This window comes from Roseibium sp. (assembly GCF_965232425.1).
Taxonomy (GTDB): domain Bacteria; phylum Pseudomonadota; class Alphaproteobacteria; order Rhizobiales; family Stappiaceae; genus Roseibium.
The window spans coordinates 2,358,111-2,380,032 of the sequence record NZ_OZ246971.1 but is presented as its reverse complement, the minus strand read 5'-3'; the positions used below and the strand labels follow the sequence as shown (position 1 = coordinate 2,380,032).

26 protein-coding genes are annotated in these 21,922 nt (G+C 61.2%); 19 read left to right on the top strand and 7 right to left on the bottom strand.

Annotated elements, in window-relative coordinates:
- Positions 1-215 precede the first annotated feature (215 nt).
- The gene (locus ACO08A_RS10800; RefSeq protein ID WP_422041077.1) at positions 216-992 is read right to left on the bottom strand and encodes an alpha/beta fold hydrolase; all 777 of its coding nucleotides are present in this window, start codon (positions 990-992) and stop codon (positions 216-218) included.
- Positions 993-1,140: 148 nt separating this feature from the next.
- Here ACO08A_RS10800 and ACO08A_RS10795 point away from each other — a divergent pair, with 148 nt between their 5' ends.
- Positions 1,141-1,785 carry a phosphoribosylanthranilate isomerase gene (locus tag ACO08A_RS10795; RefSeq protein WP_422041076.1) on the top strand — a complete coding sequence of 215 codons (645 nt, stop codon included), beginning with the start codon at positions 1,141-1,143 and terminating at the stop codon, positions 1,783-1,785.
- A gap of 42 nt (positions 1,786-1,827) precedes the next feature.
- Positions 1,828-3,033 carry a tryptophan synthase subunit beta gene (gene trpB / locus ACO08A_RS10790; protein WP_422041742.1) on the top strand — a complete coding sequence of 402 codons (1,206 nt, stop codon included), beginning with the start codon at positions 1,828-1,830 and terminating at the stop codon, positions 3,031-3,033.
- A gap of 77 nt (positions 3,034-3,110) precedes the next feature.
- Here trpB and ACO08A_RS10785 read toward each other — a convergent pair whose 3' ends face one another.
- Positions 3,111-3,332 carry a hypothetical protein gene (locus ACO08A_RS10785; protein ID WP_422041075.1) on the bottom strand — a complete coding sequence of 74 codons (222 nt, stop codon included), beginning with the start codon at positions 3,330-3,332 and terminating at the stop codon, positions 3,111-3,113.
- Between the two features lie 260 nt (positions 3,333-3,592).
- Here ACO08A_RS10785 and ACO08A_RS10780 point away from each other — a divergent pair, with 260 nt between their 5' ends.
- The 6 genes from ACO08A_RS10780 to ACO08A_RS10755 all read left to right on the top strand — a co-directional run bounded on the left by ACO08A_RS10780 (position 3,593) and on the right by ACO08A_RS10755 (position 9,061).
- Complete coding sequence (locus ACO08A_RS10780; protein WP_306142371.1) at positions 3,593-3,760, top strand: hypothetical protein; 168 nt, start codon at positions 3,593-3,595, stop codon at positions 3,758-3,760.
- A 171-nt stretch (positions 3,761-3,931) separates the two neighbouring features.
- Complete coding sequence (gene trpA, locus ACO08A_RS10775) at positions 3,932-4,765, top strand: tryptophan synthase subunit alpha (protein ID WP_422041074.1); 834 nt, start codon at positions 3,932-3,934, stop codon at positions 4,763-4,765.
- 182 nt (positions 4,766-4,947) lie between these two features.
- Entirely contained in the window at positions 4,948-5,925 is a 978-nt protein-coding gene (accD, locus tag ACO08A_RS10770; protein WP_422041741.1) for an acetyl-CoA carboxylase, carboxyltransferase subunit beta, read from the top strand.
- Between the two features lie 149 nt (positions 5,926-6,074).
- Positions 6,075-7,391 carry a bifunctional folylpolyglutamate synthase/dihydrofolate synthase gene (locus ACO08A_RS10765; protein ID WP_422041073.1) on the top strand — a complete coding sequence of 439 codons (1,317 nt, stop codon included), beginning with the start codon at positions 6,075-6,077 and terminating at the stop codon, positions 7,389-7,391.
- Positions 7,392-7,424: 33 nt separating this feature from the next.
- Entirely contained in the window at positions 7,425-8,687 is a 1,263-nt protein-coding gene (locus tag ACO08A_RS10760; protein ID WP_422041072.1) for a hypothetical protein, read from the top strand.
- A 38-nt stretch (positions 8,688-8,725) separates the two neighbouring features.
- Entirely contained in the window at positions 8,726-9,061 is a 336-nt protein-coding gene (locus ACO08A_RS10755) for an endonuclease domain-containing protein (protein ID WP_422041071.1), read from the top strand.
- Between the two features lie 184 nt (positions 9,062-9,245).
- Here ACO08A_RS10755 and ACO08A_RS10750 read toward each other — a convergent pair whose 3' ends face one another.
- Both ACO08A_RS10750 and ACO08A_RS10745 read right to left on the bottom strand, forming a co-directional pair.
- Complete coding sequence (locus tag ACO08A_RS10750; protein WP_422041070.1) at positions 9,246-10,163, bottom strand: methylated-DNA--[protein]-cysteine S-methyltransferase; 918 nt, start codon at positions 10,161-10,163, stop codon at positions 9,246-9,248.
- Positions 10,164-10,246: 83 nt separating this feature from the next.
- The gene (locus ACO08A_RS10745) at positions 10,247-10,687 is read right to left on the bottom strand and encodes an Lrp/AsnC family transcriptional regulator (protein WP_422041069.1); all 441 of its coding nucleotides are present in this window, start codon (positions 10,685-10,687) and stop codon (positions 10,247-10,249) included.
- A 127-nt stretch (positions 10,688-10,814) separates the two neighbouring features.
- Here ACO08A_RS10745 and rocF point away from each other — a divergent pair, with 127 nt between their 5' ends.
- Both rocF and ACO08A_RS10735 read left to right on the top strand, forming a co-directional pair.
- Positions 10,815-11,756, top strand: coding sequence for an arginase (gene rocF / locus ACO08A_RS10740; protein ID WP_422041068.1), 942 nt, complete (start codon positions 10,815-10,817; stop codon positions 11,754-11,756).
- Positions 11,757-11,767: 11 nt separating this feature from the next.
- Positions 11,768-12,853, top strand: a complete 1,086-nt coding sequence (locus ACO08A_RS10735; RefSeq protein WP_422041067.1) for an ornithine cyclodeaminase — start codon at positions 11,768-11,770, stop codon at positions 12,851-12,853.
- 82 nt (positions 12,854-12,935) lie between these two features.
- On the opposite strand, the gene pyrF is transcribed toward ACO08A_RS10735, so the two are convergent.
- Both pyrF and ACO08A_RS10725 read right to left on the bottom strand, forming a co-directional pair.
- Positions 12,936-13,664 carry an orotidine-5'-phosphate decarboxylase gene (gene pyrF, locus ACO08A_RS10730; protein WP_422041066.1) on the bottom strand — a complete coding sequence of 243 codons (729 nt, stop codon included), beginning with the start codon at positions 13,662-13,664 and terminating at the stop codon, positions 12,936-12,938.
- A 69-nt stretch (positions 13,665-13,733) separates the two neighbouring features.
- Positions 13,734-14,579, bottom strand: a complete 846-nt coding sequence (locus ACO08A_RS10725) for an SDR family NAD(P)-dependent oxidoreductase (RefSeq protein ID WP_422041065.1) — start codon at positions 14,577-14,579, stop codon at positions 13,734-13,736.
- A gap of 177 nt (positions 14,580-14,756) precedes the next feature.
- Between ACO08A_RS10725 and hisB the strand changes: the two genes are divergently transcribed.
- The 9 genes from hisB to coaA are packed head-to-tail and all read left to right on the top strand — an operon-like array spanning position 14,757 to position 20,006.
- The gene (gene hisB / locus ACO08A_RS10720) at positions 14,757-15,350 is read left to right on the top strand and encodes an imidazoleglycerol-phosphate dehydratase HisB (RefSeq protein WP_421980472.1); all 594 of its coding nucleotides are present in this window, start codon (positions 14,757-14,759) and stop codon (positions 15,348-15,350) included.
- A gap of 14 nt (positions 15,351-15,364) precedes the next feature.
- On the top strand, positions 15,365-15,868 hold the full coding sequence (locus ACO08A_RS10715) for a DUF2628 domain-containing protein (RefSeq protein ID WP_422041064.1): 504 nt from the start codon (positions 15,365-15,367) through the stop codon (positions 15,866-15,868).
- Entirely contained in the window at positions 15,865-16,518 is a 654-nt protein-coding gene (gene hisH, locus ACO08A_RS10710; RefSeq protein ID WP_422041063.1) for an imidazole glycerol phosphate synthase subunit HisH, read from the top strand. The genes ACO08A_RS10715 and hisH overlap by 4 nt, the downstream gene beginning before the upstream one ends.
- A 16-nt stretch (positions 16,519-16,534) precedes the next feature.
- Positions 16,535-16,822 (top strand): DUF1330 domain-containing protein, encoded by a 288-nt coding sequence (locus ACO08A_RS10705; RefSeq protein ID WP_422041062.1) that lies wholly within the window; start codon positions 16,535-16,537, stop codon positions 16,820-16,822.
- A gap of 18 nt (positions 16,823-16,840) precedes the next feature.
- Entirely contained in the window at positions 16,841-17,128 is a 288-nt protein-coding gene (locus ACO08A_RS10700) for a DUF1330 domain-containing protein (RefSeq protein WP_319384869.1), read from the top strand.
- Positions 17,129-17,133: 5 nt separating this feature from the next.
- A complete protein-coding gene (hisA, locus tag ACO08A_RS10695; RefSeq protein ID WP_422041061.1) occupies positions 17,134-17,877 on the top strand; it encodes a 1-(5-phosphoribosyl)-5-[(5-phosphoribosylamino)methylideneamino]imidazole-4-carboxamide isomerase in 744 nt (247 codons plus the stop codon).
- A complete protein-coding gene (gene hisF / locus ACO08A_RS10690) occupies positions 17,874-18,653 on the top strand; it encodes an imidazole glycerol phosphate synthase subunit HisF (protein WP_421980478.1) in 780 nt (259 codons plus the stop codon). Before hisA ends, hisF begins: the two co-directional genes overlap by 4 nt.
- Positions 18,654-18,676: 23 nt before the next feature.
- Positions 18,677-19,000 carry a phosphoribosyl-ATP diphosphatase gene (locus tag ACO08A_RS10685; RefSeq protein WP_422041060.1) on the top strand — a complete coding sequence of 108 codons (324 nt, stop codon included), beginning with the start codon at positions 18,677-18,679 and terminating at the stop codon, positions 18,998-19,000.
- Between the two features lie 40 nt (positions 19,001-19,040).
- On the top strand, positions 19,041-20,006 hold the full coding sequence (coaA, locus tag ACO08A_RS10680; RefSeq protein ID WP_421980480.1) for a type I pantothenate kinase: 966 nt from the start codon (positions 19,041-19,043) through the stop codon (positions 20,004-20,006).
- A 97-nt stretch (positions 20,007-20,103) separates the two neighbouring features.
- On the opposite strand, the gene ACO08A_RS10675 is transcribed toward coaA, so the two are convergent.
- Positions 20,104-21,795: a methyl-accepting chemotaxis protein gene (locus ACO08A_RS10675; RefSeq protein ID WP_422041059.1), complete on the bottom strand. Its 1,692-nt coding sequence runs from the start codon at positions 21,793-21,795 to the stop codon at positions 20,104-20,106.
- Positions 21,796-21,922: the final 127 nt, after the last annotated feature.

Genomic DNA, 21,922 nt, shown 5'->3' with positions numbered 1-21,922 from the left:
TTGACTAAATTTCGTCATCCCGGACGTAGCGGAGCGAAGATCCAGGATCGGAGAACCGCGGTGTTGGCCCGGTTCGCCGCAACAGCGGCAAGACCCGGAACCGGTAATTCATGCCGATGGAGTAGGATAAAGAAGGCGAGACAAGGGGTTGCTGGATCCCTGCCTTCACAGGGATGACAAGGAAAAAGCACCGACCGGCGCGATCGATCCGGGCGTCAGTCCTCTGTTATTGCCTTGAGACCCTCGGGCAGGGGCTCCTGAAGAAACCAGGCGCGCAGGGTTTGCGCGAAGAGGTCCGGCTCGGTCGCGATCCAGCCATGGCCAAGCCCGGGAATGATGCGGGCGGTGCAATGCGGCATTCCGGTCTGAAAGGCCGGCAAGGCGGATACGATGGATGGATGTTCGGTCTCACCGGCAAGCACGAGCGTGGGCGTTTCGACGCTGTGTAGGTCGGCGGCGACATCGAAATCCAGCGCCAGCGAGCTGATCTTGCGCATGGTTTTTGACGAGGCATTGGGGCGGCCGCCCCGCTGGCTGACGAGCGACGTGTCGTTGACGCCGAGAGACCGCGCCATCTTTTCCCGGTTCTTGCGGGAATTCATCATGAAGGACGAGGCAGTCATCAACGCGCGCATGACCCCGGAAACCTCGATCGGCACATGCTGAAAGCCGCTGAAGACGGCGCTTTCGACGAGATGCGGGTGCCGGGCCAGCACGCGGAAGCCGATGTAGGAACCCATGGAAAGGCCGGCGAGGTGGACCGGACCCTTGCCGACGCGGTCGATCAGCTCCGCGACGGCATCGCTCGCGGCGTCGAAGTCCGTGACCGGCACGGCCTTGGACTGGCCATGACCGGGCAGGTCGGGACAGACGCAATGGAAATCGGTGAGCTGTTCCCCGGCCTGTTTCCAGATACGGCCGTCGAAACCGGCCGCATGAAGAAAGACGATCGTTTTCTGCTGGTCTGCCCAAGAGTGACGGTAGTGAAGCATTCAATCTGCCTGCATGCTCTGAAACGCGGAAACGAAGTCGGAAACCGGGTCATTCGGATTGCCTTGGCCATTTTTCGAGCCAGGGCGACGCAATAAGCGCAAAATCCCCTTTTGACAAACGGTTCTGCAGCGGCGATACCTCGATCCCATGTCTGATGTGAAAGTCAAAATCTGCGGCCTTTCGACCGAGGAAACCATGGAAGCGGCGCTGGACGCAGGCGCCGACATGGTCGGCCTGATGTTCTTTCCCAAGAGCCCGCGCCACGTGTCGCTCAGCAAGGCGTGCAAGCTTGCTGACATGGCCCGCGGAAAATCCGAGATTGTCGCTGTGACCGTCGACATGGACCCGGACGGATTGTCGCGGATCCGGGAGCTGGTCAATCCGGATATCTTCCAGTTTCATGGCTCGGAAGCGCCGGAAGCCCTGGCGGCTGCCAAGGTCATGCAGGGCACGAAGGTCATGAAGGCCTTGTCCGTTGCCGAACGCGAAGATCTGGAACGCGCGCATTACTACTCTATTGTAGCGGATTGGATCCTGTTCGATGCCAAGCCGCCCAAGGGGTCGGAGCTGCCCGGCGGAAACGGGGTATCCTATGACTGGACCCTTTTGAAGGATCTGGACCTGAACAAACCTTTCCTTCTGTCAGGAGGACTGGACCCGGCCAATGTCGCCGATGCTATTCGGCAAAGCGGCGTGTCGGCCGTTGATGTCTCTTCCGGCGTCGAGCGGGAGAAGGGCGTCAAGGACAGCGAATTAATTCGCGCTTTCATGGCGGCGGCCAGAAGTGCATGATTTCCGGCGTCGCCCGGGTGAAGGAGTAAACGCGTGAACGATATGGCGAACAGCATCCGGACAGGTCCGGACGATCGGGGACATTTCGGCATTTTCGGCGGTCGCTATGTCGCTGAAACCCTGATGCCGCTGATCCTCGATCTGGAACAGCACTACAAGGACGCCAAGAACGATCCAGAGTTCCATGCGGAGATCGAGACGCTCAACAAGCATTATACCGGCCGGCCCTCGCCGCTCTATTTTGCCGAGCGCCTGACGGAGGAGCTCGGCGGCGCAAAGATCTATTTCAAGCGCGACGAGCTGAACCACACCGGATCGCACAAGATCAACAACTGCCTCGGCCAGATCCTGCTGGCCAAGCGCATGGGCAAGACGCGTATCATCGCCGAGACGGGCGCCGGCCAGCATGGCGTTGCAACCGCGACAGTCTGCGCGCGCTTCGGCCTGCCCTGTGTTGTCTACATGGGCGCAACCGATGTCGAGCGCCAGAAGCCGAACGTCTTCCGCATGAAACTTCTCGGCGCGGAGATCGTCCCGGTGACGGCGGGCGCCGGCACGCTCAAGGACGCCATGAATGAAGCCCTGCGTGACTGGGTGACCAATGTCGAGGATACCTACTACCTGATCGGAACCGCTGCCGGTCCCCATCCCTATCCGGAGATGGTGCGTGACTTCCAGTCAGTGATCGGCAAGGAACTGCGCGAGCAGATGCTCGAGGCCGAGGGCCGACTTCCGGACGCGCTCGTGGCGGCCGTTGGCGGCGGCTCCAACGCTATCGGCCTGTTCCATCCGTTCCTGGATGACAAGCACGTCAGGATCTACGGCGTGGAAGCGGGCGGACGCGGCCTCGTCGGCGAGGAGCACTGCGCGTCCCTGACCGCCGGCAAGCCCGGCGTGCTGCACGGCAACCGGACCTATCTCCTCCAGGACGACGACGGCCAGATCTTTGAAGGCCACTCGATCTCCGCGGGTCTCGACTATCCGGGTATCGGTCCGGAGCATTCCTGGCTCAAGGAGATCGGCCGCGTCGAATACGTGCCGATCATGGACACCGAGGCTCTGGATGCCTTCCAGATGCTGACGCGCGTCGAAGGCATCATCCCGGCCCTGGAACCCGCGCATGCCCTGGCCCAGGTCGTCAAGCTCGCGCCGCAGATGGACAAGGACCAGATCCTTGTCATGAACCTGTGCGGCCGCGGCGACAAGGACGTCTTTGCCGTCGGGCAGATGCTGGGTTTTGAAATGTGACCGGATTGCCGGACTAATACCAACCTTCATAGATAGACAGTATAAACAGGCCGCGTACCCAACGGTGCGCGGCCTTTTTATTTTCCGATCGGCTTTGAAATCAGGACGTTTTCCAGAAGCTCCAGCCGGCCGCGCGCATCCAGGCGCGCTGCCTGCCGGAGCAATGCCGGGTCGGTTCCTTTCGCGGTTTCCGTTGATCGCGGATCGCGCGAAGGAGCACTGAAATTGAGATCTCTGACACGCCGCCAGATTTTCTCGTGCAGGGGCGGTGGGGCCGGCTCGAACAGGGAATGGGCCATTTTCGGCTCCTTGTGTTGTTTCCTCTGGTAACGACAATAAGTGCACTTTGTGCACATTTAAACCGGTATTTTCTGCAGAGCCGGTAAGCCAGCTATGCAAATCGCTCAGGTGTCGGCGCTGTTTGGCTGTTCAGCCATTCGAAAGTGGCAGTGCTGCAATGCAATCTTGTCTGTTGTGTGCGCTGCAGCAAAACCTATGTTGATTGGCGGACAGGGACGGAGAAAGAGACACCGTCCGACCAGAACGAAGGGAACACGAAATGAAATTCGATCTTCTGACAGGTTTTGTCCGTGACATCCGCTCTGCTCATCGCGCCGCGACCGAGTTTGAACGCCTGAACCGGATGAACACCAGCGAACTCGCGCAGCTTGGCCTGGACCGTACGGAAATCTCCAGCTACGCCTTCAACAAGCACTTCAAGCGCTGAACCGATGCGCCTGGCCATCCGGCCAGGCCTTTGCCGTTTTATTCCCCGTCCGGCGGGCATCTCGCCCCATTGCGACGATCTTCATTGACATCCGCTTGTCTGCTCCCCTACATCGCACTCAGTTCAAATTGAGAAACAGAGCCGCGTGACCTGCGGCAGGGGTTTAGCTGCATGACGGAAACGCGTATCGATCGCCGCTACAAGGCTTGTGCGGAAGCAGGCCGGCCGGCACTGGTGACCTTCATCACCGCAGGCGACCCGGACCTGGCGACTTCGCAGGCGGTCCTGAACGCGCTCCCCGAAGCCGGCGCCGACATCATCGAGCTCGGCATGCCCTTTTCCGATCCGATGGCAGAAGGCATTCCGATCCAGCTCGGCAACCAGCGGGCGCTCGCCGCCGGGCAAACCATGGACAAGACATTGGACATGGTGCGCAAATTCCGTGAGCAGGACGACGAGACGCCCATCATCCTGATGGGTTACTACAATCCCATTTATGTGCGTGATCCGAAGCAATTCGTTCATGTCGCCAAGGAAGCCGGTGTCGACGGCTTCATCATTGTCGACCTTCCGGCCGAAGCCGACGACGAATTCTGCCTCCCGGCGCTCGATGCCGGGCTCAACTTCATCCGCCTGGCAACCCCGACCACCGACGACAAGCGCCTTCCTGCCGTTCTGGCAAACACATCCGGTTTCGTCTATTACGTCTCGGTGACGGGTATCACCGGCGCCAACATTGCCGACACCGGCCGGGTGACGGCGGCTGTCAACCGGATCAAGAAGCACACAGATCTGCCCGTCGCGGTCGGATTCGGTGTGAAAACCGCCGACCAGGCAGCCGTTATCGGCAAGGATGCGGATGGCGTGGTTGTCGGCTCGGTTCTGGTGAATGCCATTCGTGACAGCCTCGACGAGGCGGGAAAGGCGACCGACAGCACCGTCAAGGCTGTTGCAGACGTTGTCGCCGACCTGGCGACCGGCTGCGCGCGGGCGCGCTCGGCCTGATCGGGCGGTCCGATTGAAGGAATTGCGGCGAACCCCATATCTTCGCCTGGAGCATCGCGCGTTTGAAGGAACATGCAGCGACGCTCGATCAAGTTGGAAACGGTCAACTTCTGGATGTTCAGTCGCTCCCGATGGCGCATCCGTTGATCTGGTCATTACTCGAGGAAACGGACGCGCCTGACGTGAACTGGATCAACTCTATCGTACGCCCCAAGATTCGCGATCTCTGGAAGAAGCGCGAAGTCCCGGAAAATCTCTGGATCAAGGATCCCGAGACCGGTGAAATGGTGTTTCACCGGGACCTGGAAGCCAATCTCTGGGTCGTACCGAATTCCGGTCACCACATGCGCATGCCGGCCCGCAAGCGCGTCGAGGCGTTTTTCGACGACGGTGCCTATACGGATGTCGACACGCCTGACGTTCAGGCCGATCCGCACAAGTTCCGCGACTCCAAGCGTTATACGGATCGCCTGAAGGAAGCGCGGTCGAAATCCGGCGAAGACGAGGCAATTCTTGTCGCGCAGGGCAAGGTCAACGGCATGGACATGACCATTGCCGTCCAGAACTTTGACTTTATTGCGGGCTCCCTCGGCATGGCGGCAGGTGAAGCCATTCTGGCCGGTATGATGAAGGCGGTGGAAGACAAGACCCCGTTCGTCATGTTTGCGGCCTCCGGCGGCGCCCGCATGCAGGAGGGAATCCTGTCACTCATGCAGATGCCGCGCACGACCGTCGGCGTTCAGATGCTGCGTGAAGCCGGGCTTCCCTATATCGTCGTGCTGACGAACCCGACCACCGGCGGCGTTTCGGCCTCCTACGCCATGCTCGGCGACGTTCACATTGCCGAACCGGGGGCCCAGATCGGCTTTGCCGGCCGGCGCGTGATCGAACAGACGGTCCGCGAGAAACTTCCGGAAGACTTCCAGACGGCCGAGTATCTGCTCGACCACGGCATGATCGACATGGTCGTGCCGCGGCAGGAAATGAAGGAAACGATCTCCCGCATTTGCGGCATCTTGCTGAAACGCGAGGTGGAGCTGCCGAAGATCGAGGAACCAGCCGTTGAGGAGACGGTCGAGGAAGCTGCGGCCGAGACCCCTCCGGAAGAGGCGGTGAGCGATGAAACCGACGGCGGCGACACCGAGCAGAAGAGCTCATAGGGCCGTCGTATTTCAGCGAAACTTTCCCAAAAATGTCGTGGAAGCGGCACAAAAGGACAAATTCGCCGGGTCCGCTTGTCAAGCTGCTGGCAATCTCCTAAAGCCGTTTGAGAGCGAAACACCCGACAGAGGACCCTTCGGAGGGCGCCTTGGATCAAGTTACGAAAATCCTGGACAGACTGCTGGCCCTGCATCCCAAGGAGATTGACCTGTCTCTCGGCCGGATGCACCGCCTGCTCGCCGCCCTCGGCAATCCGGAGCGGCAACTGCCGCCGGTCATTCATGTCGCCGGGACCAACGGCAAGGGCTCCGTCACGGCGACGATGCGCGCGATCCTGGAAGCCTCGGGAAAACGCTGCCATGTCTACACGTCGCCGCACCTGGTGGCGTTCAATGAACGGATCCGTGTCGGGACGGATGGCGGCTTCGTGTCCGATCCCGTTCTCTACGACGCCCTGCAGCGCTGCGAGGATGCCAATGCGGGCGGCGAAATCACGTTTTTCGAAATCACCACGGCTGCGGCCTTCCTGATCTTTGCCGAGCACCCGGCCGACATTCTCCTGTTGGAAGTCGGTCTCGGTGGCCGGCTCGATGCGACCAACGTGATCGACCGTCCGGTGGCAACCGTGATCACGCCGGTTTCGATGGATCACGAGAAGTTTCTCGGTGACGATCTGGCCGACATTGCCGTCGAAAAGGCCGGGATCATCAAGCCGGGGGTTCCGGTTGTTTCCGCGTCCCAGCCCGAAGAGGCGTTTCCGGCGATCGTCCGCCAGGCGGCGCGCAACCGGGCGCCCCTCAAGATCTTGGGACAGGATTTTACCGCGCATCCCGATCAGGGCCGGATGGCCTTTCAGGATGATGACGGCCTGATCGACCTGCCGCTGCCCGTTCTGGGCGGAAGCCATCAGCTTGCCAATGCCGGGGTCGCAATCGCCACCCTGAAGGCGGCCGGAAAGCTGCCCGACGAGCCGACGATCGAACAGGGCCTCAAATCGGTCAACTGGCCGGGCCGTCTCCAGCCGATCACGCACGGGCATTTGCTTGAGATGTGTCCCGGCGGGGCCGAAGTCTGGGTCGATGGCGGTCACAACCCGGGTGCCGGGGTTTCCGTGGCCGAGTTCATGGGCGAGCTTGAGGAGAGGTCCCCGCGCCCGCTCTACGTTGTCTCCGGCATGCTGACGACCAAGGATCCGGTCGGATTTTTCCGTCCCTTCCACGGCCTGGTGCGCCACGTCGGCACGGTTCCGATCGTTTCGACCACCACGGCCAGGACACCGGAAGAGCTGGCGGACCTTGCCCGGTGCGCCGGATTGGAGGCAACGCCGTTCCAGTCACTGGACGCGGCGCTGGCAGATGTGGCAGCTTGTGCCGAAAAGGACGGCGAGCCGCCCAGGATCCTGATTTGCGGTTCGCTCTATCTGGCCGGCGAAGCTTTGGCGCGGAACGGGACAGCCCCGGACTGACGCATCGCCGGACCCGTGACGGAGACCGGTTCGATGCAAACGTTTTTCAGGCTCTCAACGGCTGCCACCGCTCTGCTGCTCAGCGTGACGCTCTCGCTGGCACCGGCGCTTTCCCTTTCGGAACAATATGAAACACCGCCCGAGCAGGATCCCTCCGTCGTCCTCAAGGGCAAGGAAAACGGCCCGGGCTACGCGGTCCTGTCGCCGGTGCGCAGCGACGGCTTCCTGCGGATCTACCAGTTGCAGACCGATCTGGGTGTCGAACAGATCGAGGGCGATGGTCTCCTGAAGCTCCGGCTCGCCGAGATCAAGGTCCTGATAGCGCTGGAAGGCCTGAAGAACGATGCCAGTTTTCTCGACGGCCTGAAGGAAGCGGCCAGAAAACCCGTCGATTTCGTGGAAAGCACCGTCACTGATCCGGTCGGCACGGCAAAGAGCACGGTCTCCGGTGTTGGCCGGATGTTCGGCAGGCTGACCAAGGGTGTCGGTGATGCCGTTTCGGGGAAAGGCGGGTCTCCTTCCGATATCGCGAAGGCCATCACGGGGCAGGCGCAGGCGGAACGAGAACTCGCGGTTCAGCTCGGTGTAGATCCTTATACCTTCTACAAGCCCCTATCGGAAAAACTGAACGAGACTGCAAGCGTCACAACGGCCGGCAGCTGGACGGTCACTGCGATAACGGCACTCCTGCCGGGTGGGATGATTGTCTCTGCCGCGCGTCAGGCAGACAATTTCAGGAACCTGATTGTCGACAGCACGCCGGCGGAACTGGCGGAGCGCACCGCGGCAACCTTCCGGGCCGCTGGCGTTTCCGAAGACACCATCTCGCGCATCGCGGCCAACCCCTTCTACACCGCAACCGAAAGGGCGATCATCGCCTATCAGCTGCAGGCCATGCCGACCGTTCAGGATCTCGACCTCATCGCGGCCAAGGCGGCAGACGCCGAAAGCCGGGACATTGCCTATTTCCAGCTTCGCCGGGTCGTGCTTCTGGAAACCTATAACCGGGTGATTTCGGGCCTTGGCCAGATCAGAGAGGTCAACGGCATCCCGGTCGCCATCCGCAAGGACGGCCTCGCCGCCGTGGTGCTGCCGCTCGACATGGTCGCCTGGACCCAGACGGTTGCGCAGACCTTCTCATCGATCCACGAGGGCCTCGCCGGACTGCCGTTCCCGCCCACCGGCGTCGATTTCCTCATCACCGGCGACCTGACCCCCGTCGCCGCCGAACGCATCGCGTCCTTCGGCTGGGAAATCACCGGAAACTACCCGATGCCGGAAGGGCCGGTGCATTAGGTGCGATCGGCGTGGCACCGACCCGGATCAGCAAACAAATGAGGGCTCTTGCAAAAGCCCTGCGTCAGGATCAGACGAAGGGCGAGAAAGTGCTTTGGCGTGCGCTCCGCGAACTCAAGGCCGAAGGGGTGCGGGTTCGAAGACAGGCGCCGATTGGCGCTTACGTAGTCGACTTTGTTGTTTTCGCGAAGAAAATCATCATCGAAATTGACGGCGATTTGCATGCGTCGAGAGAGCAGATGGCGCATGACAAGCGGCGGGATACCTGGCTCAGTTCTCAGGGCTTTCAAGTTATCCGCTATTCGTCTCTCGACGTGTCCGAGAACCTCGAAGGGGTTGTGCTCGATATCAGGCGGCGTCTTGTTCTGGACTGATCGATACCCCCACCCCTAACCCCTCCCCACAAGGGGGAGGGGGATTGCGCACTGCCTAAAAAATCAGACCAACCAAACGGTGAGGGTTTCCCTGAACCGCTGCTTTCCTTGTGAAGCCTGGTTCCCCTCCCCCTTGTGGGGAGGGGTTAGGGGTGGGGGTCAACCAAACAACCAGCTGGACTATTCAAACACACTCCAGCACCGGTCCCGACAGCCCTGTCTCCCAGCCAAGGATGGCGCGTTTGCGGGTGAGGCCCCAGTGGTAGCCGCCGATCTTGCCGCCCTTGGCCAGCACCCTGTGGCACGGCACCACGAAGGAGATCGGGTTGCGCCCGACCGCGGATCCGACGGCGCGCGAGGCTTTGGGCTTTCCGATCGAGGCCGCCACGTCGGCATAGGTTGCCGCCTGTCCCATCGGGATCTTGAGGAGGGTTTGCCAGACCCGGATTTCGAAATCCGTACCGATCATCACCACGTTGAGCGGCTGATCCTCGTGCCATTGTCCCGGATCGAAGACGCGCGCGGCATAGGTGCCGGTCGCGTCCTGGTCGTGGACATAGTTTGCCGCCGGCCAGCGGCCGCACATGTCCTGTAGTGCACTTTCTTCTCCGCCCGGGTCCGCGAACCCGAGACCGGCCAGACCCTTGTCCGTGACCATGATCAGGACCTGTCCGAAAGGCGACGGATGAAATCCGTAGGCGATCGTGAGGCCTGCGCCGCGGGCCCGGTAGTCGCCCGGTGTCATGGCCTCATGCGTGATGAAGAGGTCATGCAGGCGGGACGAGCCGGAGAGGCCAACCTCGTAGGAGGCGTCGAGGACGCTTGCGGAGTCGCGCAGGAGCGCCTTCGCGTGGTCCAGCGTGATCGCCTGCAGGAACTGCTTGGGCGTCAGGCCCGCCCAGCGCGAAAACACCCGCTGCAGCTGGATCGGCTGCAATCCGGCTTCCTTTGCAAGCATCTCCAGCGTCGGCTGCTCACGCCAGTCCAGGGTGATGCGTTTCAGGGTCTGCCGCACGACTGCATAGTTTTCTGCCGCCTCTTTGCCCACCGAGATCGGCTCCGGTCCCGGGGCAAGACTGGAAAGGTCGATTGCCTTGGTCATTTTGAACTCGCCATCTGATCAACTCTGAGGCAAGTGTAGGCGCCGTTTCGCCGGTATGCGACCCGTTTTGCGAGGCCATCGCTCTAATTCGGAAGGACAGCCGGACCCTTGCGGGTGTTGAGCAGGATATTGGTCTCCGAGGCGGCAATGCCCTCGATCAGGCGGATCCGGTTGAGCGCATCGTCGAAGGCGGCCAGGTCCCGTGTGGCGATATCCAGCACAAGATCCCATTTGCCGTTGGTGGAATGGATGGCCCGCACTTCCGTCATCGCGCTCAGGGACCGGATCACCGGATCCGTGTTGTGCCCGTCGACCACCAGCAGCGTCACCGCGCGGATCGGCAGATCCCGCCAGTCGTCGCGCAGGACAGCCGTGAACCCCAGGATCTCGCCGGAGGACTGCAATTTTTCCATGCGCGCGCGGACCGTTGCCCGCGACACCTTCAGATCGCTTGCCAGATCGGACACCGAACGGCGTCCATCATGGCGCAGCAGCGTGATTAATCGCAGATCCAGATCGTCCATGTGATCACTTTGAATAGTTTTGCTTTCCATAATGATAAATTTGATCACTCATTTGTTCAAGTGACCGGATTTACTCCGCCACCGGATCTCCGCACATTTCAAGGAGAAGGTTCGGTTGGAGGCTGATTTGAACGTAACCGCAAAACAGATCGCGCTGGTTGGCGCGCCCGTTGACGATGGCGCAGGTCAAAGGGGCTGCCTGATGGGTCCCGATGCCTTCCGTACGGCCGGGCTTGTCGCACAACTCAAGGCGCTGGGCCACACGGTGAGCGACCTCGGCAATCTCTATCCGGCCGAGGTTGGCGACCTGTCTTCGCCGAACCCGGTTCTGAGGAATTTCCGATCTTATGCAGGCTGGACGCGCGCGCTCCACGCCAAGGCCGCCGATCTCGGGCGGCAGGCTCTCGTTCCGATCTATCTCGGCGGCGATCATGCCATGGCGGCGGGGACCCTGTCCGGTCAGGCACGGGCCGCCGCAGAACGCGGCCGTCCGCTTTTCGTCCTCTGGCTGGACGCCCATTCCGATTTCCACACCCTCGACAGCACCGACAGCGGCAATCTGCACGGAACGCCACTGGCCTTCGCTTGCGGCCTTCCGGGCTTCGACGGTCTGCTGGGGGAGCCCCTGCGCCATCCTGTCGACCCGGCGAATGTCGAAATCCTCGGCGTCAGGTCCATCGATGCGGCCGAGCGCGACATGCTGCTCAGTCACGGCGTCGGTGTCAGCGACATGCGTCGGATCGACGAGGAAGGCATTGCCGGCCTCATGCGACCGTTCCTGGACCGGGTCCGGGCTCAGAACGGACTTCTCCACGTCAGCCTCGACGTCGATTTTCTCGACCCGGAAATCGCGCCCGCGGTGGGAACGACGGTTCCCGGCGGTGCGACGTTTCGCGAAGCGCACCTTGTCATGGAACTGCTGCACGACAGCGGCCTCGTGACCTCGCTCGATCTCGTCGAACTCAATCCTTTCCTGGACGAACGCGGAAAAACCGCGCGCCTCATGGTCGACCTCACCGGCAGTCTTTTCGGGCGCCGCGTCTTCGACCGTCCGACACGCAGCTTCTAGAGGGCTTTTCAATGATACGTCACAATCACAATCCGAAACCGTCCGAACTTGCCTTTGTTCCCTTCGTGAGCGTGGATGACATGATGCGCAACATCCGCACGATCGGCGTTGAAAAGGCAATCAAGGGCATTGCCGACTATATCGAGCAGGACTTCCTGCGCTGGGAGAGCTTCGACAAGAAGCCGCGCATTCCGGCCCATGCCCCGCAGGGCGTGATCGAGCTGATGCCCACCAGCGACGGCGAGACCTTCGGCTTCAAATATGTCAACGGCCACCCTCAGAATGTGCGCGAGGGCCTGCAGACGGTGACCGGGTTCGGCGTGCTGTCCGAACTGTCGACCGGATACCCGGTTCTCTTCACCGAAATGACCATCCTCACGGCGCTGCGCACAGCGGCCACTTCGGCTCTGGCCGCGAAGTATCTGGCGCCGAAGGGATCGACCACGATGGCGATCATCGGCAACGGGGCGCAGTCGGATTTTCAGTGCCTGGCGTTCAAGGAAATGCTCGGGATCACGGATATCCGAGCCTACGACATCGACGTGAAGGCAAGCCTGCGCCTGGAGCGGAACCTCGCCTATTCCGGGCTGAACGTGACCATCTGCAAGACCCCGGAAGATGCCATCGAGGGCGCACAGATCATCACGACGGTCACCGCTGACAAGAAATACGCAACGATCCTGACCGACAACATGGTCGGCTCCGGCGTGCATATCAACGCGATCGGCGGCGACTGTCCCGGCAAGACGGAGCTGCACAAGGATATTCTTCTGCGCTCCGACATTTTTGTCGAACTGCCCGAGCAGACCCGGGTCGAGGGTGAACTGCAGCAGCTGGCCGAGGATCATCCGGTGACCGAACTCTGGCGGGTCTATGCCGGCAAGGCGGCGGGACGCACGTCGGAGGATCAGATCACCCTGTTCGACAGTGTCGGCTTTGCCATCGAGGACTTTGCGGCCCTGCGTTACATCCGCGATCTTCTGCCGACAACGGGCCATTTCGAGAAGCTCGACCTCCTCGCGGACCCGGACGATCCGCGCGACCTCTACGGCATGGTGCTGCGGTCAGCGGCTGTCGGCGACAATCAGGCGGCATAACTCAGAAAAAGACCGCCGTCTTTCAACTGGCCACCGTGAAAGCGGTGGCCGTTTCCTTTTGCATCCGGGGAATGATTCGCACTCAGCGCAGCGCGGATTCGATTTCCGCAACCACGGCATCGGCAGCAGCACCGGGGTCGTCCGCCTTGGAGATCGGCCGTCCGACAACGAGATAGTCGCTCCCGGCCCGAATCGCGTCTTCCGGGGTCATCACCCGGCGCTGATCGCCGGCGGCACTGCCTTTCGGCCGGATCCCGGGCGTAACGATCACCAGTTCGTCCTGAAGGATCGCGCGCAACTTCTGTGCTTCCGTCGCCGCGCAGACGATGCCGCCCATCCCTGCGTCCCTGGCGTCCTTGGCGCGCGCAGCCACCACGTCGGCGACGGGACCGCGATACCCGGCAGCAACCAGATCGTCTTCGTCCATGGACGTCAGAACGGTGACGCCGAGCAGGCACAGGGCCGGATTGCCCTCGTCCGCCAGACCCCTGACGGCCGCCCGCATTGTCTTCGGATAGCCATGCAGGGTGACGAAGGTCATGCCCATCCTGGCGACGTTGCGGATCGCATGGGTAATCGTGTTGTCGATGTCATGCAGTTTCACGTCGAGAAAGATTTTCTTGCCGTCTGCCGCCAGCTCGCGCGCAAATTCCAGCCCGCCGGCAAACTGCAGTTCCATGCCGATCTTGTAGACCCCGACCCTGCCTTCTGTCCGGCTGACCAGTGCTTCGGCGTCCTTTATCGTCGGGACGTCGACGGGCAGCATCAGGCGGTCAAGCGCGGTCTTGGGGGCGAACGGGCTGGTCGGCATGGAGCGGGCTCCTTTCAGGGCGGCGGGATGACGCCCTGTCCTTATCACTGCGGTTGCCGTGTGACCAGCCTACGACTTTCCCGTTTTCTCGAATTCCGCAAAGGCGTCCTTGAAATCCGCATGCCAGCGGGAGAGCGGCGGCCTGTTTTTGATGATGTCGCCGATGGCCCATTCGGCCCGGCGCTGGTCGCGGGTCGCATCAACGTCATTGTCCGGACAAAGAATATAGAAGTCGCCTTCCGACATCCGTTCGAGAAAAAAGTCGACGGTCTGCTCGCTGGTCCAGGCCGATGCCGGCTTTTCCTTGAAGAAGGCCGACGTCATGCCGGTATAGGTGAAGCCGGGAACGAAGAGATGGACCGAAATCGGCGCGCCGGCTTCGCGCAGCTCGTGGGCAAGCTGCTCGCTGAGCACCTTCACGGCCGCCTTCGTGGCGTTGTAGCCGGGGTTTCCGGGTGGCGTCGTGATGCCCTGCTTGGACCCGGTGTTGATGATGACCGCGGGGCGGCCCGCCTCGATCATGCGCGGCGTGAAGGCCTGAACACCCCGAAGAACACCAAAGAAATTGACGTCCATCATGCGTTCCCAAGCGTCAAAGGCCTCCCAGGTTTTGGAGGACATGCCGATCCCGGCATTGTTCATGAGGACGGCGACCGGGCCGGCCTCAAACGCGGCGTTGGCGAGACTTTCCACTTGAGCCATGTCTGAAACGTCCGTCGGAACGCCGAGAACGGGCTTGCTGCCCGCGATCTTTTGGATCTCCTGCGTCGCCGCATCCAGGCGCTCTCCGGGCAGATCCGCCAGAACCACTCCGAGGCCGGCCTCTGCGAACCGTTGCGCTGCGACAAAACCGACCCCGCTCGCGGCTCCGGTCACCACCGCGAGACCGCCTTCCGACACGGATTCCTTGAACATGAAACTGTCTCCTGAAACGTTCGTTCGGCGGATCATGGCACAGGAACGCGAAAGAGTCGGCACACATTCATTGGGACCGCCGGGCCGACTGCGAACGACTTGCACGACATGGTTTCTTTACGCGGCTCTCCCTGCTACAACACCGCCGGTTCCTAACCACAGCAAGGACAACAGCTTATGCGCACGGCGAGTGTATCGCGCGACACCAAGGAGACCCGTATTTCCGTCGAAATCAATCTCGACGGGACGGGAACCTATGACGTTCAGACCGGTGTCGGTTTTTTTGATCACATGCTGGAACAACTGTCGCGCCATTCGCTCATTGACATGAAGGTGCGCGCCGAGGGCGACACCCATATCGATTTTCACCACACCGTCGAAGACACCGGCATCGCGCTTGGTCAGGCGATTTCGACCGCGCTGGGCGACATGGCCGGGATCACCCGCTATGCCGACACCCACCTGGCGATGGACGAGGCACTCACGCGCTGCGCGCTCGACGTGTCCGGCCGTCCGTTCCTCGTCTGGGACGTGACTTTCGACCGGGACAAGGTGGGTGATTTTGATACCGAACTTTTCGAGGAGTTCTTCCGGGCCTTTGCCATGAATGCCGGCATCACCCTTCATGTCGCCAATCTTTACGGCTCCAATTGCCACCATATCGCGGAAACCTGTTTCAAGGCGGTCGCGCGCACGCTGCGCAAGGCGGCCGAGATCGACCCGCGCCAGGCGGATCGCATTCCGACCACCAAAGGCCAATTGGGCGGCTGAAGGACGACCGGATTATGAGTACTTATGTTGTCATGGCCCCGCCGGAGTTTCAGGACCTGGCGGGCGACCCGCGTGAGAGCGACCGGTTGCTGTTCGTTCCCGACCGGTTTTCCGTGCTGGCCTTCTTGTTTTCGTTCATCTGGATGCTCGTGCACCGCATGTGGCTGGTTTTGCTGGGATATCTGGCTCTCACGCTGATCATGGAAATCGTCGCGCTGTCGCTCGGCGGTGAGGCAACGGGCATCCTCGCCCTGACGATTTCGCTCCTGTTCGGCTTCGAGGCGCAGGCGCTGCGCCGCTGGTCGCTGGAACGCAAGGGCTGGCGTGTCGTCGGCATCGTCGATGGTGCAAATCCTGCAGAAGCCGAACTGCGCTTCCTGAACAAGGAAGTCGTACGGATGACGCCGGAGCCTGCACAACCCCAACCGCCTGCGCGTCCTGTCCGCGCACCGATCGTTCCAAGGGTCGGCAGCGAACGGGTCGTGGGCCTGACACTCGGTCCGGAGGCGCGGCAATGACGGTCGCCATCATCGACTATGGTTCGGGCAACCTGCGCTCGGCGGAAAAGGCCTTCGAGCGGGCCGCACGCGCGCATGCGCACATGCCCGATGTCATCGTCACCGCCGATCCCGACCGGGTGCGCAAGGCGGACCGGATCGTATTGCCGGGCGTCGGTGCTTTCGCGGATTGCAAGCGCGGCCTCTGGGCCGTCGACGGGATGCCGGAAGCCCTGCGGGAGGCGGTTCGCGACCAGGGCAAACCCTTTTTCGGCATTTGCGTCGGCATGCAGCTGATGGCCGAGCGGGGCCTTGAGTTCGAAACCGTCGAGGGCCTCGGATGGGTTTCAGGCGATGTTTCCGAAATGAAACCGTCGGACCCGGGTCTCAAGATCCCGCATATGGGCTGGAACACCATCAACGTCCACGCGAATGGTCATGCCGTGTTCAAGGGCCTGGAAACCGGTCCGAAGGGACTGCATGCCTATTTTGTGCACTCCTACCATTTCGCCTGCACCGACGACGGCGACCGTCTGGCGACGTTCGACTATGCGGGCACCTTCACGGCGATGGTTGCGCGGGACAACATGATCGGCACTCAGTTCCACCCGGAAAAAAGCCAGCGGCTGGGCCTCGGTCTGATCGCTAATTTCCTAGACTGGACACCGTGATCACGCGGAGGCTCACATGAAAAAAGGCTACTGGATCGTTCATGTCGACGTGACGGACCCGGACAACTATCCGAAATATCTCGCTGCGGATGCAATCGCCTTTGAAAGGTTTGACGCCCGTTTCCTCGTGCGCGGCGGTGACATGACCGGCCCGGAAGGACCCGTGCGCGCACGTCATGTCGTGATTGAATTCGAGAACTACCAGAAAGCGCTGGACTGCTACAATTCACTGGAATACCAGGCGGCAGCGAAGTTGAGACAGCAATATTCCGACAGTGACATCGTCATTGTCGAAGGCACATGAGAAAACGGGAGAAGACACGTGAGCAAGGGTTACTGGATTGCACGGGTGGATGTTCGCGACCCGGACAACTATCCGCAATATGTGGAGACGGCCAAGCCCGCCTTTGAACGGTTCGGAGCCAATTTCCTTGCACGCGGCGGCAAGGCCGACCTGATCGAGGGTCCGGGCCGAGCCCGCAATGTCGTGATCGAATTTCCGAGCTTTCAACATGCGGTCGATTGCTATAACTCCCCGGAATACCAGGAAGCGGTGAAAATCCGCCAGAAAGTTGCCGATGGCGAAATCGTCATCGTGGAAGGAATTTGACGAGAATGATCCTCTTTCCCGCCATCGATCTGAAGGATGGCCAATGCGTGCGTCTGAAGCTCGGCGACATGGACCAGGCGACCGTCTTCAACGACGATCCGGGTGCCCAGGCAAAAGCATTCGAGACCCAGGGTTTCGAGTGGCTGCACGTGGTTGACCTAAACGGGGCCTTCGCCGGCGAAAGCGTCAACGGCGCGGCCGTCGACGCCATTCTGGCTTCGACGCGCAACCCGGTTCAGCTCGGAGGCGGGATCAGGACGCTCGATCATATCGAGACCTGGCTTTCAAAGGGCATCACGCGCGTCATTCTCGGCACCGTCGCCGTGCGCGATCCGGACCTGGTAAAGGAAGCCTGCCGCAGGTTTCCCGGCAAGATCGCCGTCGGCATCGACGCCAAGGGCGGCTATGTCGCCGTCGAAGGCTGGGCGGAGACCTCCGAACTCACCGCGGTGGATCTGGCGAAACAGTTCGAGAATGCCGGCGTGTCGGCGATCATCTACACCGACATCGACCGCGATGGCGTTCTGAAGGGCCTGAACATCCCCTCGACGCTGGAACTGGCCCGGTCCGTCTCCATTCCCGTCATCGCTTCCGGCGGCCTCGCCTCGATCGATGACATCCATCGTCTGCTGGAACCCGATTGCGCCATTCTGGAAGGCGCGATTTCCGGTCGGGCCCTTTATGACGGGCGCCTCGATCCGAAAGAGGCGATGGACCTGATCCTGACTGCGCGGAGGAAAGCATCGTGACCCTCAAGGCCCGTGTCATTCCCTGCCTCGACGTCAAGGACGGCCGTGTCGTGAAGGGCGTCAATTTCGTCGATCTGGTCGATGCCGGCGATCCGGTGGAGGCCGCCAAGGCCTATGACGCCGCCGGTGCCGACGAACTCTGTTTTCTGGACATCACCGCCAGCCACGAGGGCCGCGACACCATCTACGATGTCGTCCGGCGCACGGCGGAAGCCTGTTTCATGCCGGTCACCGTTGGTGGCGGTGTCAGGACGGTCGAAGACATTCGCAAGCTTCTGATCGCCGGGGCCGACAAGGTGTCGATCAACACGGCCGCCGTCAAGAACCCGGATTTCGTCCGCGAGGCGGCGGAAAAGTTCGGCGCGCAATGCATTGTCGTTTCCATTGATGCCAAGCAGGTGAATGCGCCCGGCGAGCCGGAAAAGTTCGAGATCTTTACCCATGGCGGACGCAATCCGACCGGCATCGATGCTGTCGAATTCGCCAAAAAGGTCGTCGCACTCGGCGCTGGCGAGCTTCTGGTCACGTCGATGGACCGGGACGGCACCAAGGCGGGCTACAATATCGCGCTCACGCGTGCGATTGCCGATGCCGTGCCGGTGCCGGTGATCGCGTCCGGCGGCGTCGGCACGCTCGATCACATGGTCGAGGGGGTGCGCGACGGCCATGCAACGGCCGTGCTTGCCGCCTCGATTTTCCATTTCGGCGAATACACCATCCAGGAAACCAAGGCCTACATGAACGATGCCGGCGTGCCGATGCGCCTGGACCCGTAGCCTTTGAAACGAGCTCTAGCCAAATGACCAAGTTCACACTGGACGATCTGGATGCCATAGTCGCAGCGCGCGCGCAGAGCGACGATGAAAAGTCCTATACGCGCAAACTGGTGAACAAGGGCGTTGCGAAATGCGCCCAGAAACTTGGAGAAGAGGCGGTCGAGGCGGCGATTGCGGCCGTGCAGCAGGATCGGGAAGAACTGACGGCGGAAGCCGCGGATGTGCTTTATCATTTGTTGGTGGTTCTGAATGTATCCAATGTCTCGTTGAGCGATGTCATGGCGGAATTGGCAAAGCGGACGGGACAGACGGGACTTGAAGAAAAGGCTTCCCGGCCCCAAGACTAGGCACCGGCCGCAAGGCAAGCGCAGCGGGAACTGCGAGACGATGGACCAGAAAGTCGCAACCGCACTGGACATGGATTTGTCCCCGTACCGGGTGTTCACCGAGCGCCAGTGGTCGCGGTTGCGTGCCGACCACCCGATGACGCTTGACGAGCATGAAGTCGAACAGCTTCAGGGCCTCAATGCGCCGGTTTCCATGCAGCAGGTCGAGACGATCTACCTGCCGCTCTCCCGCCTGCTGGCCTTTTATGCCGAGGCGAAAATAGGCATTCACCAGGCGTCCCAGAATTTTCTCGGCTATCACGAGGGCAAGACGCCTTTCATCATCGGTGTCGCGGGCTCGGTATCCGTCGGCAAGTCGACGACGTCGCGCGTCCTGCGCGAGCTCCTTGAAAGGTGGCCCGCCAGTCCGAAAGTCGACCTGATCACGACGGACGGATTCCTCTATCCCAACGCGATCCTCGAGGCCGAGGGGCTGATGAGCAAGAAGGGCTTCCCGGAAAGCTTCGACCGCCCCCGGCTTCTGAAATTCCTGTCCGATATCAAGGCGGGTCAGCGCCATGTCCGGGCGCCCGTCTATTCCCACTTCTACTACGACGTCATGCCGGGCCATGCGGTCACGGTCGACAAGCCTGACATCCTGATCGTCGAAGGCCTGAACGTGCTGCAGACCCGGGAGCTGCCCAAGGACGGGCGTGCGGTGCCGTTCGTCTCGGATTTCTTTGATTTCTCGGTTTATATCGACGCGGACGAGGACCTGCTGCGCACGTGGTATGTCGACCGCTTCATGCGCCTGAGGGAAACCGCATTCCGCGATCCGGGTTCCTACTTTCACAAGTATTCGCGCATAAACGATGAAGAGGCAGTCGAAACCGCAACGCGGATCTGGAACGACATCAACCTGATCAACCTGCGGGAAAACATTCTGCCGACACGTCCGCGCGCCGACCTCATCCTGACCAAGAACGCCAGCCACCGGATTTCAAAGGTCGCGCTGCGCAAGGTTTGAATTCAAGATTTCCGGCGAAGACGCTGAGGCGACAAATGCGGACATGCAAATGCCCTCTCCGCACGGGAGAGGGCATTCGTGTTTCCGGCCAGCCTTTTTAGGCGACGGAGCGTCTGCGGACTTCTTCCAGGAATGTGGCGACCTGATTGCGTAGCTGGCCGGCATTTCCCTGCAGCTCCTGGGCCGACAGGTCGACCTTTTCAGCGGTGTCCCGAGTGTTCTCGGCCGCGGTTGCAACGCTTTCGATATTCGTCGTTACGTCAACGGTGCTCCGGGAAGCCTCCGTCGCATTCGTCGCGATTTCCTGCGTGGCAACGCCCTGTTCATCGACGGAGGCGGCGATCGAGGACGCGATTTCATTCATGTTGTTGATGATCTCGGTGACCGAGGAAATTGCGCTGGCCGCGTGGCCGGTTTCTTCCTGGATTGCCGAGATCTGGCTCGAGATCTCTTCCGTCGCCTTGGAGGTCTGGTTTGCCAGTTCCTTGACCTCGGCGGCGACGACGGCGAAGCCCTTGCCGGCCTCACCTGCACGGGCGGCCTCGATCGTCGCGTTAAGGGCCAGAAGGTTGGTCTGTTCGGCGATCGCCTGAATGAGCGTGACCACCTCACCGATCCGGCTTGCGGATTCAGACAGCCCGTTCATGCGCTCGTTGGTGGATTCGGCTTCACCGGCGGCCCGCGCCGCGATTTCGCTGGAGGACTGGACCTGCCGGCGGATTTCGTTGACCGAGGCGGACAGCTCCTCTGCTGCCGCAGCCACTGTCTCGACGTTGTGTGAGGCCTGCGACGACGCGTTGGAGACAAGACCGCTCTGTTCGGTCGTCTGCGCCGCGACATCGGTCATGGTCGAGGAGGCGGACTGCAGGTTCTGGACCGATCCGTCGATCACGTTCAGCATGTCCATGATCTGGCGGTCGAATTCGCCGCTGAGATGCTGGATCTCGGTTCCCTTGCGGGCCGCATCTTCCTGCGCATCGTTCTGTTGCTCTTCCAGCGCGCGGCGCTCGGTTTCGTTGTGCACGAACACTTCCATGGCGGAGGCCATCTTGCCGATTTCGTCGCCGCGGTCGGTGCCGTCGATCCGGATATCGGTATTGCCGTCGGCCAGCGTTGCCATGTTGGCCGTCAAGGACCGGAGCGGGCCGACAAGGCTGCGGATCGCGAAGAGGGCGATCGTTCCGGCAATGACCGCGCCAATGGCTGCGAGCACGATGATCAGGACAGCCTGGTTCCAGTAGGCAGCTTCAAGGTCGTCGATATAGACCCCCGTGCCGAGCATCCAGCCCCAGTCCTGGAGGCCGACGGCGTAGCCCCACTTTTCAATCGGGATGTCGCTGCCGGCGCGCGGCCACAGATACTGAAGGCTGCCACCGCCTGCCTGCGCGCGCTTAACCAGCTCGGGAATGATCCGGACGCCGTTCGCATCCTTCAGGTCGGACAGATCTTTTCCGATCAGCTTCGTGTTCACGTGGGAAAGCGTGACGGAGTTATTGTCGAAAACGAATATGTAGTTTGTGCCGTCCTCGAAACGCATGGCCGCAATCGCTTCCAGCGCGCGCTTCTGTGCTTCTTCCGTCGTCAATGACCCGTCTTCTGCCATTTTGTGGTAACTCGCCGCGATCGTTCTCGCCGTATGCGAGATGTCTTCGATCTTGACGAGACGCTCCTGCATCATCGCGTCTTTCAGCGAGACGAGCGAAAACGCCGCCAGTGCGACGGTAAAGATGGCGATTACGAAAACCGGTGTGCAGATTTTCCAGGCCAGAGGCCAACGTGTAAATGACATGCCGTGCTACCCAAAGTTAAACTTTGAATAAGCTTAGTCGCCAAGTGTTAAGGAATGCTGCACTGCACTTGTACTTTGGTACAAAAAATTCGGGGAAATACTTAAGCAGTTTTTACAGTGCATTCTT

What these genes read in the sequence shown, in the direction of transcription:
- ACO08A_RS10800 (WP_422041077.1), bottom strand. Translation starts at nt 992, where the DNA reads ATGCTTCACTACCGTCACTCTTGGGCAGACCAGCAGAAAACGATCGTC.
- ACO08A_RS10795 (WP_422041076.1), top strand. Translation starts at nt 1,141, where the DNA reads ATGTCTGATGTGAAAGTCAAAATCTGCGGCCTTTCGACCGAGGAAACC.
- trpB (WP_422041742.1), top strand. Translation starts at nt 1,828, where the DNA reads ATGGCGAACAGCATCCGGACAGGTCCGGACGATCGGGGACATTTCGGC.
- ACO08A_RS10785 (WP_422041075.1), bottom strand. Translation starts at nt 3,332, where the DNA reads ATGGCCCATTCCCTGTTCGAGCCGGCCCCACCGCCCCTGCACGAGAAA.
- ACO08A_RS10780 (WP_306142371.1), top strand. Translation starts at nt 3,593, where the DNA reads ATGAAATTCGATCTTCTGACAGGTTTTGTCCGTGACATCCGCTCTGCT.
- trpA (WP_422041074.1), top strand. Translation starts at nt 3,932, where the DNA reads ATGACGGAAACGCGTATCGATCGCCGCTACAAGGCTTGTGCGGAAGCA.
- ACO08A_RS10760 (WP_422041072.1), top strand. Translation starts at nt 7,425, where the DNA reads ATGCAAACGTTTTTCAGGCTCTCAACGGCTGCCACCGCTCTGCTGCTC.
- ACO08A_RS10755 (WP_422041071.1), top strand. Translation starts at nt 8,726, where the DNA reads ATGAGGGCTCTTGCAAAAGCCCTGCGTCAGGATCAGACGAAGGGCGAG.
- ACO08A_RS10750 (WP_422041070.1), bottom strand. Translation starts at nt 10,163, where the DNA reads ATGACCAAGGCAATCGACCTTTCCAGTCTTGCCCCGGGACCGGAGCCG.
- ACO08A_RS10745 (WP_422041069.1), bottom strand. Translation starts at nt 10,687, where the DNA reads ATGGACGATCTGGATCTGCGATTAATCACGCTGCTGCGCCATGATGGA.
- ACO08A_RS10735 (WP_422041067.1), top strand. Translation starts at nt 11,768, where the DNA reads ATGATACGTCACAATCACAATCCGAAACCGTCCGAACTTGCCTTTGTT.
- pyrF (WP_422041066.1), bottom strand. Translation starts at nt 13,664, where the DNA reads ATGCCGACCAGCCCGTTCGCCCCCAAGACCGCGCTTGACCGCCTGATG.
- ACO08A_RS10725 (WP_422041065.1), bottom strand. Translation starts at nt 14,579, where the DNA reads ATGTTCAAGGAATCCGTGTCGGAAGGCGGTCTCGCGGTGGTGACCGGA.
- hisB (WP_421980472.1), top strand. Translation starts at nt 14,757, where the DNA reads ATGCGCACGGCGAGTGTATCGCGCGACACCAAGGAGACCCGTATTTCC.
- ACO08A_RS10715 (WP_422041064.1), top strand. Translation starts at nt 15,365, where the DNA reads ATGAGTACTTATGTTGTCATGGCCCCGCCGGAGTTTCAGGACCTGGCG.
- hisH (WP_422041063.1), top strand. Translation starts at nt 15,865, where the DNA reads ATGACGGTCGCCATCATCGACTATGGTTCGGGCAACCTGCGCTCGGCG.
- ACO08A_RS10705 (WP_422041062.1), top strand. Translation starts at nt 16,535, where the DNA reads ATGAAAAAAGGCTACTGGATCGTTCATGTCGACGTGACGGACCCGGAC.
- hisA (WP_422041061.1), top strand. Translation starts at nt 17,134, where the DNA reads ATGATCCTCTTTCCCGCCATCGATCTGAAGGATGGCCAATGCGTGCGT.
- ACO08A_RS10685 (WP_422041060.1), top strand. Translation starts at nt 18,677, where the DNA reads ATGACCAAGTTCACACTGGACGATCTGGATGCCATAGTCGCAGCGCGC.
- coaA (WP_421980480.1), top strand. Translation starts at nt 19,041, where the DNA reads ATGGACCAGAAAGTCGCAACCGCACTGGACATGGATTTGTCCCCGTAC.
- ACO08A_RS10675 (WP_422041059.1), bottom strand. Translation starts at nt 21,795, where the DNA reads ATGTCATTTACACGTTGGCCTCTGGCCTGGAAAATCTGCACACCGGTT.